We start from the raw sequence: 9164 nt of genomic DNA on the forward strand, positions 1-9164 counted from the left end.
CACGGACGGCCGGCAGTTCCCCGACTACCTTTCGAGCCACTTCAGTTCGTACGCACCCATGTCGAACTTCTCACCATCGATCTCCGCACTGATCTTGCGGTCGAGGGTATTGACCACAAGCACGACCTTGTCATCGGCGAGCACCCGGACGTTCGGCTTGTCGTCCGCCGCGACGGACACCGTCTCGTACGTCGTCCCCGGCGGAAACTCCTTGCTGAACCGCGACAACAGCCCGTACATGGGAAGCGACTCGCCGCCCTCTTTCGTGTCCGTCGGAGACCACAGGCACCCAGGGCACTCGGGCCCCTTCTCCTCCTCCGGATTCCAGTAGAACCCGGAGGTCGCCCCACCGCGGGCCATGGCCATCAGCCCCGAGGCCTGCACGGCGACGCGGCGGTTCTCCGACCAGCCGTGGCGGTTGTCGTCGCCGTCGGCGGGTTCGACGTAGTACTCGGCCCACCACAGCGGCAGATCACCGGACCGCTCCCGCACCCACTCGCTCACGGCCGTGAACTTGTCGGTCGCCGCGAACTCGTCGGGGATCAGATCGTCGTCGTTGGTGTAGCTGGACCCGTCCACCACCACGAAGTCCGCGCCGACCTTGTTCTTGTTCCAGTAGGCGAAGGCGTCGAGGATCCGCTGGTCCATGACGCCCCACGGACCCTTCAACGACGTCGACGCGTCCTGCTTCTGCCGCGGGTCGAGGCTGTCCATGACGAGGTACGGCCCGCCGACCATGATGTCCTCGTCGACCTTCTTCAGGGCCTTGTGGACGAGGTTGTACAGCTCGGTGTACCCCTCGTAGTCCCAGCGGGCCTCCGCGTTGTTCCAGAAGCCCTTGAACTCGTTCCAGACGATGAAGTGCCGTACGTCGGGGTAGCGCTTGGCGACGGTCGCGGCGAGGGCGGCGTAGTCCGCGAAGTGCTCGGGCTCGGGCGCGGTCTCCAGCGCGGCCTGACTCCAGTCGGTGCTGTCGGCGCCGGACTTGCCACCCTTCATCCAGTCGGGCGCGCAGCACAGGGTGACGACGGGGGTGCCGCCGGTGGCGCGGACGAAGTCGATGCGCCGGTCCATCTCCTCGAAGTCGTAACGCCCCTCGACGGGTTCGGGGTTGCCGGCGCCCCAGCCCATGATGTGCTGGATCTGCGGCAGGGGCTGCTCACCGAGACGTTCCTCGACGCGCTCGACGGCCGACTTGCTGCCCTCGTCCGCGCTGAACTGGGTGTGGGTGAAACCCCAGCCCACGTCGGGCCCGGTGTCCCCGGACGGGGTGGCGGGCGTGCCGTGCACCTTGTCGCCGTCGCGCGTGGTGCCGGCGGTGCTGCCGCCGGTCCCGGGAAGTGTGTTGAGCAGGGTCACGACGAGGGCCAGAGCGGCCGCGCCCACGCCCAGAAGCGCGGTGAGCCGCCACCGCCGGTCCCCCGAATTCCACCCATGACGTCCCATCATGGGCAACAGTAACCGCGCGGGGTGGTGGTAGGGGAGCTTCCGCCGGTGAACTCCTGGGCAATCGGACCAACCGTGTGGACGGGGAGCGCGGGCTCCCGCCGACACGACCGGCGCACTACGGAAAGCGGATGCACGGGGAGCCCTCGGTGACGGATCATGGCGACATGTCTGCCAACCCACACGACGCACTGCCGATCCGGCTCAACGTCGACGACAGCGACTCACCGTCCGATGTCGTCGACGCGCTGTTCCTCGGCCGTTTCGCGACGGGCGAGCAGCCGTACGCGCACGCGGCGAACATCGACCGGGTACGGTCCGGCGCCACCCTGCTGCCGCCGGGCGCCCGGGTGCTGCGGGCCACGCGGGACGACGATCGCAGCGCGACCCTCGCCGAGGGCGACGGCTGGACCGTGCTCATCTCCCGCTGGAACCGCGGCGCCGACGTCACGGTCACCGCGACCACCGCCGAGCTGGCGGAGAAGGTGCTCGGCCAGGCCACCGACGGCGCGGCCGACGAGCCCGAGCCGCAGCCGGAGAACGTGACGATGGGCTTCTGGTACGTCTCGCCGCGCCGGGGCCCGCACCGCACGACCCGGCAGATCTCGGCGGGCACATGGGAAGAGGTACGGCCGAACTACACGGCGCCGGTGGCGGACGCGATGGACCACCTGATGAAGACGACCCCCGAGGACATCGCGGGCCGCCTCCTGCTGCTGCACGGGCCGCCCGGCACCGGCAAGACCTCCGCCCTGCGCACGCTGGCCCGTTCCTGGCGGGACTGGTGCCAGGTCGACTGCGTCCTGGACCCCGAGCGGCTCTTCTCCGACGTCGGCTATCTGATGGACATCGCGATCGGCGAGGAGGACTCCACGGGCAAGGGCCGCTGGCGTCTGCTGCTCCTGGAGGACTGCGACGAACTGATCCGCGGCGAGGCCAAGCACACGGCGGGCCAGGCGCTCTCCCGTCTGCTGAACCTCACGGACGGCCTGCTCGGCCAGGGCCGCAACGTCCTGGTCGGCGTCACCACCAACGAGGACCTGGAGCGCCTCCACCCCGCCGTGGTCCGCCCCGGCCGTTGCCTCGCCCGGATCGAGGTGGGCGCCCTGACCCGCGCGGAGGCGGTGGGCTGGCTCGGCACGGACGAGGGTGTCGGCCGCGAGGGCGCGACCCTGGCCGAGCTGTACGCACTGCGTCGCGGCACGTCACCGACGGCACTCCCGGAGCCGAGGGACGGGGCGGACGCGGGCCTGTACCTGTAGTGCTTCACCTGCAGCGCTACTACCGGTAGTGCTTTGATAGGCATATGACCCTGTTCGTCGGCACGTCGGGGTGGCAGTACAAGGACTGGCGGGGCGCCCTCTATCCGGAGGGCTGCCCCACCCGGCTGTGGCTGGAGGAGTACGCGGCGCGCTTCGCCACGGTCGAGATCAACAACGCGTTCTACCGACTGCCGACGCGAGAGAACTTCGAGGCGTGGCGGGAGAGGGTGCCGGGGGATTTCGTGGTCGCGGTGAAGGCGAGCCGATACCTCACCCATATCAAGCGGCTACGGGACCCCGAGGAGCCGGTGCACCGCCTGATGGGCCACGCGGAGGGTCTGGGCGGCCGCCTGGGCCCGATCCTGCTCCAACTGCCACCGACGCTACGGGCCGACGCGGATCTCCTGAACACCTGCCTGGGCTGCTTCCCCTCCGGCACCCGGGTCGCGGTCGAACCCCGCCACGACTCCTGGTGGACCCCCGAGGTCCGCGAGGTCCTGGAGTCCCACGGCGCGGCCCTGTGCTGGGCCGACACCCACTCCCGCCCGGCAACCCCCCTCTGGCGCACCACCGACTGGTCCTACCTCCGCCTCCACCAGGGCCGAGCCCACCCCTGGCCCCACTACGGCCGCCAAGCCCTGACAACCTGGGCCCACCGCATCGCCGACACCTGGCCCCCCACCACCGACGCATACGTCTACTTCAACAACGACCCGCACGCGGCGGCCGTGGAGGACGCGATGACGTTCGCGACGGCGGCGCGGAAGGCGGGCCTGAAGCCGACACGAACGCCGGAACATCCGGCACGAACGTAAAGAAGCTCTTCGCCACCCTGCTGTACCCGCTCTCACTTCCGCCCGCCGCTCTTTCCCTCCACCGCTCAACCTTTTTCCGCCGCAACGGCACTCAGCCACGGCGGCGGATTTCGGCGGTGCCGTAGCGGCGCGAACCCCCGGCTCGGCGCTCTACTCCGCGTACGCGGCCCGCAGGGCGTCTCGGGCCGCCGCCAAAGCCTCCGCCTCACTCAACCCGAGCCGGCGCGCCCTCTCCGCGTACGCCCCGGCGGCCGTCGCGGCCTCGCGCTCCGCGGCGGAGCCGGCCGCGGCCACGAACGTCCCGTTGCGCCCCCGCGTCTCGATCACCCCGTCCGTCTCCAGCGCCCGATACGCCTTGGCGACGGTATTGGCGGCGAGCCCGAGCTGCTCGGCGAGCCCCCGTACGGTCGGCAGCCGGTATCCCACGGGCAGCGCGCCGGAGCGGGCCTGTTCCGAGATCTGGGCGCGCACCTGCTCGTAGGGCGCGCCCCCCTCCACGATGCGAATCTTCAAGGTCACGCGGCGATTGTCCCGTACCCACCGGAAATTCGGAGGCAGTCCACCGTGCGCCCCGCGTACCGTGCGCACACATGACATTGATCGTGCGCGACCTCCGCGCCGCCGACCCCGCGGACGCCGAGGCCTTCGTCGAGGTACGACGCCGGGCCCTGCCCTTCATGGTCAGCACCACCGACTCCCTGCTCCACGACGCCACCCACGCGACTCCCGAGGCCCACTACCAGCAGCTGGTCGCCGAGGCGGACGGCCAGGTGATCGGCACGGTACAGATGGGCATCGCCGACGACAGCCCCGTACCCGGCCAGGGCTACCTGAACGTGTACGTGCACCCGGAGCAGCTGCGCCGGGGCGCCGGCGGTCTGCTGGTGCGCACCGCCGAGGAGCGGCTGACGGCGGCGGGGGCGAAGCGGCTGCTGTCGTGGGTGCTGGACACCCCGGAGAACCGCGCGTTCGCCGAGCGGCGCGGCTACACACCCAGCCGCTCCGCGCACTTCCTGCGCCTGGACCTGGCCCACGGCACCCTCCCCCCGCTCCGGACCCCGCCCAGGGGCGTGGAACTACGCACGGCCGCCGACTTCGCCGACGACCCGCGCCCCCTGTTCGACCTGGACGCGGAGACGACGGCGGATGAACCCGGCGACCTCGACGCGGAGTTCGACGACTACGAGCTGTGGCTCGCGGAGACCTATCGCCACCCGCTCCTCGACCATGCCCTGAGCACGGTGGTCGTCGTGGACGGCACTCCCTCCGCGTTCACCGCTGTCCGCACGGACGGCCGGGACCGCTACTTCACCGGCATGACGGGCACCGCCCGCGCCTTCCGCGGCCGGGGCCTCGCCAAGCTCGCCAAGAACGACTCCCTGCACCGGGCCCGCGCCGCCGGCTACACGGAGGCGTTCACCGGCAACGACACCGACAACGGCCCGATGCTCGCGATCAACAAGTGGTTCGGGTACGAGGTATGCGCGACGGAGGTGCGTCATGTCCGCGAACTCGGCTGAGCCCGGGGACGAGCCGTACGAGCTGGATGTCGTCCTGCTCAAGGCGGGCCGTACGAAGATCCGTTACCCCGCGCGCCTGTTGAGCGACGACGGCACCCGGATCCTGGTCCAGGCCGCCTGGGCGACCGACGGCGTACGGGACTTCGGGTTCGTGCGGTTCGGGCCGGGTGATGTCTTCACCGAGTACTACTGGCGCGACCGGTGGTACGCCGTGAAGGAGGTCCATGACGCGGCTGGCACGCTGAAGGGCTGGTACTGCGACATCACCAGGCCCGCCACGCTCTCCGACGGGGAACTCGTCGTCGAGGACCTCGACCTGGACCTGTGGCGCTCCGCCGACGGCAGGACCGTACTGCGGCTGGACGAGGACGAGTTCGAGGAGAGCGGGCTCACGGAGAGCGACCCGGAGGCCGCGGCGGCCGCCGTCGCCGCCCTCGACGAACTGGAAGCGCTCGCCACCGGCGAAGGCGGCCTGGAGTCTCTGCTGGCGTAAACGGCGCTGACGTGGACGGCGCGCCGACGCGGACGGCACTGACGCAGGCGGCGCTGACGCAGGCGGCGCTGACGCAGGCGGTCAGAGACGGGCCACCACCGCGTACCGCTCGTCCTCGACCTGCTTCCCCCACAGCGGCGAGTCGTCCCCCAGCCACACCACCACCGCGTCGGACACGAGCGGCGCGACCAGCCCGTACAGCCGCTCGGCGGGTATGCCGACCGGGCTGACCGTGCCCCACACCCCCTCGACCAGCACGAGCCGCCCGCCGGGCCGCAGCAGTCCGCACCAGCGCCGCAGGACGCGGCCCGGGTCGGGCAGGGTCCACAGCACATGGCGGACGAGGATCACGTCGAACCGCTCCTCCCCCACGGGCGGGGCCGCCGCGTCGCCGACGAGGAACACGGCGGGGCGCCCGGCGAGTTTGCCGCGGGCGAGGGTGACCATGGCCGGTGAGGCGTCGACCCCGGTCACCCGGTGCCCCTGCTCGGTCGCGAGAAGTGACAGGCTGCCGGTGCCGCAGCCGAGGTCCAGCACGTCGGAGGGGCGGTGCGGCAGCCAGTCCCGCAACCGGGCCGCCCAGGCCTCCCGGACAGCGGGTTCCCGCAGGCCATGATCGGGTTCGTCGTCGAAAGCGGGGGCTTCCGCGTCCCAGTCGATGGTCTCCGAAGGGTCATCTGCCGCCGGGTTCTTCGGTGTTCCAAGGGCTCGGGAGGTTTCACCGTCGTCGATGTTGGTCATGCCGCCAGAGTGACACCTGCCACTGACAGTCCAGATGGTGACAGCCGCCACTGACAGAGCACGAACGATGAGTAACGCTCCCGGAAAAGGTCTACCTCCGTGAAAGCGCGGAACCCAGTAGACGCAAGGAGGCAGCCATGCGCCGTACGACCGTGCAGAAGCCCCTGAGGAAGTCCACGTCCCGCCGGGTGCGGGACGAGGCCGACGAACGCCCCGTCGAGCGCCGGGAAGTGCGAAAGGACATCGCGCGCACCTGGTGGCCGGACGGCTGAGCACCACGCCTCCAGCCCGCCCGACCACGAGAACCGACGTCAGACCCCTTCCCATGAGTCCACGAGTCCGACGAGTCCCGTCAGGCGAGCCTCTTGCGGTAGTGGATCCGGTCGTAGGGCCCGTCCACACGCCGCTCCACGACCTCGTACCCGAACTTCGGGTAGATCTTCTGGTTCTCCCACATCAGCGCGTTCGTACAGAGCCTGACCTCGGGCAGACCGAGGGCACGCGCGCGCGTGTCCACGAATTCCAGCAGTCGCCGCCCGACGCCCCGACCATGGGCGTCGGGACGGACGGCGATGTTGTCGAGGAACAGATGATCCTCGTACGCCTCGACGACCACGAGTCCGATCACCGGGTCCCCGGTCACGAAGACCCGCCCCGCGGCCACGTTCGCCGCGTGGTCCGCCTCCATGGGCTGCGGCACCCGTCCGATGCGCTCGATGTAGTGGTGGTAGGCCGCGTCGGTCACGGCCTTCACGGCGGCCACGTCGGCGGGGCCCGCAGCCCTGATGGCCTGCCCGTGCGGGAGCTCCGTCACGACCGGGACCGGGCGAGGGCGCGGTCCAGCAGGTCCAGCAGCGCGGTCCAGTGGCGCTCCGTCGCCTCGGCGTCGTAGGCGGCGGTGTCGGACTGGGTGTAGCCGTGCGAGGCGCCCGTGTAGACCTCGGTGCGGTGGCGGACGCCCGCCTCGGTGAGCGTCTTGTCGAGCAGGTCGATCTGTTCCGGCGGCAGGGACGGGTCCTCGTCGGCGTGACCGAGGTACACCTCGCCGGTGATCCGGGCCGCCGCCAGGTGCGGGCTGTCCGGGGCGTCGGTCGCCAGGCGCCCGCCGTGGAAGCCGGCCGCGGCGGCGACCCGCTCCGGGAAGGCACCGGCGGTGTGCAGGGCCAACCGGGCGCCCATGCAGTACCCGGTGATCCCGACGGGCCCGGCAGCGGCCCGCGGGCTGTCGGCCAGCCACCCCAGGTAGGCCGCCGCGTCCCGCAGCGCGAGCCCCGGCGTCAGCGCCTGCATGACCGGGCCGATCTGGCCCCATATCTCCGGACGCGCGGCCGGGTCGATGAACTCGGGCAGGTCGAACACCGGGGTCCGGCCCGATCGGTAGAAGACGTTGGGCACGAGGACCGTGTACCCGGCACCGGCCAGCCGGTCGGCCATCGCCCTCAGATGCGCCCGCAGCCCGAATGCGTCCATGTAGAACAGGACCGCCGGATGCGCGGCGTCGTCGTCGGGGTGGACGAGGTAGGCGTCGGCGGTGCCGTCCTGGGTGGTGATGTCCACGGTGGTTCCGCGCACAGCGGTCATGGGCGTTCCTCTTCTTCTCTGCGACTGGTCCTCAACCGGTCATGAACTGACGCGAGCAGCCGCATTGTTCCGCGCCCAAGTAAGAAACGGATCACCGGCCGCTACGGGAACCCTCGTTCCTGAGCCCTCGGTTAGCCCATCCTTAACGCCACCATAAGGATCCCCCGCACCCGCCCTCAGCAGGCGATTCCACGGTTCATTGGGGCTAGCTTGCTGATCGCCCCCGGTGCCCGGGACCCACCCCGGAGCCGCCCAGGACCGCTTCGAGGAGTGCCCCGCCATGCCCGCTGCCCACCGCAAGGCCGCCGCGTTCGCCACCGCCGGTGTCGTCGGTGTCGCCGCACTCGCCCTGACCGCGTTCGGCGCCGGGCCGGCCGCGGCGCACGGTTCGATGGGGGACCCGGTGAGCCGGGTGGCGCAGTGCTACGCGGAGGGCCCCGAGAGCCCGAGGTCGGCGGCCTGCGGGGCGGCGGTCACGGCCGGCGGCACGCAGGCGCTCTACGACTGGAACGGCATACGGATCGGCGACGCGGCCGGCCGGCACCGGGAGCTGATCCCGGACGGCAAGCTGTGCAGCGCGGGCAACGAGGCGTTCAAGGGCCTCGACCTGGCCCGCGCCGACTGGTCGGCGACGCGCGTGCGCGCCGGCTCGTACACCTTCGAGTACCGGGTGACGGCCCCGCACAAGGGCACCTTCGAGGTGTACGTCACCAAGGCCGGTTACGACCCGTCCCAGCCGCTCGCCTGGGACGACCTCGACCTCGCGAACCCCGTCGCTACGGCCACCGACCCGGCCGCGTCGGGCGGCTTCTACACGTTCTCCGGCACTCTCCCGCAACGCTCCGGCAAGCACCTGCTGTACGCGGTCTGGCAGCGCTCGGACAGCCCGGAGGCGTTCTACTCCTGCTCGGACGTCGCCTTCGGCGGCACCGGCACCGGCACGGGCACGGGCACGGGCGACGACACCTCCTCCCCTCCCCCGAGCGCCTCCGCGCCCTCCGATGAGCAGATCGAGGACGGTACCGACGAGTCGACCGTCGAGCACGGCGGCCACGGCGGCCACGGCGACGACGACGCGAGCACGGCGACGGACCCGACACCGAAGGCGTCCGCGAAGGCCGCGTCCGACGACGCGTCACCGACCGCGAAGTCGACGAGCGACGAGTCGGCCGCGGGAGCCGTCACCGCCGGCCTCGCGGAGCCCGCCGGAGGCAAGGAGGGCCTCGCCGACACCGGCGGCGAGGGAGTGACCCCGTACGTGGCCCTGGGCGGCGCGGCCGTCCTGGCGCTCGGCTCCTCCCTTCTC

General features: G+C 71.3%; 11 protein-coding genes. 6 read left to right on the plus strand and 5 right to left on the minus strand.

Annotation, left to right across the window (positions count from 1 at the left end; translation table 11 throughout):
• Positions 1–24: 24 nt before the first annotated feature.
• Entirely contained in the window at positions 25–1446 is a 1422-nt protein-coding gene (locus tag ACFU53_RS03915; protein ID WP_383985782.1) for a xylan 1,4-beta-xylosidase, read from the minus strand.
• 167 nt (positions 1447–1613) lie between these two features.
• On the opposite strand from ACFU53_RS03915, the gene ACFU53_RS03920 reads away from it, so the two are divergent.
• Together ACFU53_RS03920 and ACFU53_RS03925 are read left to right on the plus strand one after the other, a co-directional pair.
• Positions 1614–2708, plus strand: coding sequence for a DUF5925 domain-containing protein (locus ACFU53_RS03920; protein WP_383985760.1), 1095 nt, complete (start codon positions 1614–1616; stop codon positions 2706–2708).
• 44 nt (positions 2709–2752) lie between these two features.
• Positions 2753–3523 carry a DUF72 domain-containing protein gene (locus tag ACFU53_RS03925; protein WP_383985762.1) on the plus strand — a complete coding sequence of 257 codons (771 nt, stop codon included), beginning with the start codon at positions 2753–2755 and terminating at the stop codon, positions 3521–3523.
• A 150-nt stretch (positions 3524–3673) separates the two neighbouring features.
• Here the strand turns inward: ACFU53_RS03925 and ACFU53_RS03930 are convergent, their stop codons facing one another.
• Positions 3674–4042: a GntR family transcriptional regulator gene (locus tag ACFU53_RS03930; protein ID WP_383985764.1), complete on the minus strand. Its 369-nt coding sequence runs from the start codon at positions 4040–4042 to the stop codon at positions 3674–3676.
• A gap of 71 nt (positions 4043–4113) precedes the next feature.
• Between ACFU53_RS03930 and ACFU53_RS03935 the strand changes: the two genes are divergently transcribed.
• Together ACFU53_RS03935 and ACFU53_RS03940 are read left to right on the plus strand one after the other, a co-directional pair.
• The gene (locus ACFU53_RS03935; RefSeq protein WP_383985766.1) at positions 4114–5043 is read left to right on the plus strand and encodes a GNAT family N-acetyltransferase; all 930 of its coding nucleotides are present in this window, start codon (positions 4114–4116) and stop codon (positions 5041–5043) included.
• Positions 5024–5536, plus strand: coding sequence for a DUF402 domain-containing protein (locus tag ACFU53_RS03940; protein WP_383985768.1), 513 nt, complete (start codon positions 5024–5026; stop codon positions 5534–5536). The genes ACFU53_RS03935 and ACFU53_RS03940 overlap by 20 nt, the downstream gene beginning before the upstream one ends.
• A gap of 81 nt (positions 5537–5617) precedes the next feature.
• On the opposite strand, the gene ACFU53_RS03945 is transcribed toward ACFU53_RS03940, so the two are convergent.
• Positions 5618–6277: a class I SAM-dependent methyltransferase gene (locus ACFU53_RS03945; protein WP_383985770.1), complete on the minus strand. Its 660-nt coding sequence runs from the start codon at positions 6275–6277 to the stop codon at positions 5618–5620.
• Positions 6278–6414: 137 nt separating this feature from the next.
• On the opposite strand from ACFU53_RS03945, the gene ACFU53_RS03950 reads away from it, so the two are divergent.
• On the plus strand, positions 6415–6549 hold the full coding sequence (locus tag ACFU53_RS03950) for a hypothetical protein (RefSeq protein WP_086751667.1): 135 nt from the start codon (positions 6415–6417) through the stop codon (positions 6547–6549).
• Between the two features lie 80 nt (positions 6550–6629).
• On the opposite strand, the gene ACFU53_RS03955 is transcribed toward ACFU53_RS03950, so the two are convergent.
• Both ACFU53_RS03955 and ACFU53_RS03960 read right to left on the minus strand, forming a co-directional pair.
• Positions 6630–7091 carry a GNAT family N-acetyltransferase gene (locus ACFU53_RS03955; protein WP_383985772.1) on the minus strand — a complete coding sequence of 154 codons (462 nt, stop codon included), beginning with the start codon at positions 7089–7091 and terminating at the stop codon, positions 6630–6632.
• Positions 7088–7858, minus strand: coding sequence for a dienelactone hydrolase family protein (locus tag ACFU53_RS03960; protein WP_383985774.1), 771 nt, complete (start codon positions 7856–7858; stop codon positions 7088–7090). Before ACFU53_RS03960 ends, ACFU53_RS03955 begins: the two co-directional genes overlap by 4 nt.
• Before the next feature lie 280 nt (positions 7859–8138).
• Between ACFU53_RS03960 and ACFU53_RS03965 the strand changes: the two genes are divergently transcribed.
• The coding region (locus tag ACFU53_RS03965; RefSeq protein ID WP_383985776.1) for a lytic polysaccharide monooxygenase at positions 8139–9164 on the plus strand (1026 nt) is incomplete at its 3' end.

Origin of the sequence: Streptomyces sp. NPDC057474 (assembly GCF_042802555.1) — a bacterium.
Lineage (GTDB): Bacteria > Actinomycetota > Actinomycetes > Streptomycetales > Streptomycetaceae > Streptomyces.

Coding starts and splice junctions, on each gene's coding strand:
- ACFU53_RS03945 (WP_383985770.1), bottom strand. CDS start 6,277: ATGACCAACATCGACGACGGTGAAACCTCCCGAGCCCTTGGAACACCG.
- ACFU53_RS03950 (WP_086751667.1), top strand. CDS start 6,415: ATGCGCCGTACGACCGTGCAGAAGCCCCTGAGGAAGTCCACGTCCCGC.
- ACFU53_RS03940 (WP_383985768.1), top strand. CDS start 5,024: ATGTCCGCGAACTCGGCTGAGCCCGGGGACGAGCCGTACGAGCTGGAT.
- ACFU53_RS03935 (WP_383985766.1), top strand. CDS start 4,114: ATGACATTGATCGTGCGCGACCTCCGCGCCGCCGACCCCGCGGACGCC.
- ACFU53_RS03960 (WP_383985774.1), bottom strand. CDS start 7,858: ATGACCGCTGTGCGCGGAACCACCGTGGACATCACCACCCAGGACGGC.
- ACFU53_RS03920 (WP_383985760.1), top strand. CDS start 1,614: ATGTCTGCCAACCCACACGACGCACTGCCGATCCGGCTCAACGTCGAC.
- ACFU53_RS03925 (WP_383985762.1), top strand. CDS start 2,753: ATGACCCTGTTCGTCGGCACGTCGGGGTGGCAGTACAAGGACTGGCGG.
- ACFU53_RS03915 (WP_383985782.1), bottom strand. CDS start 1,446: ATGGGACGTCATGGGTGGAATTCGGGGGACCGGCGGTGGCGGCTCACC.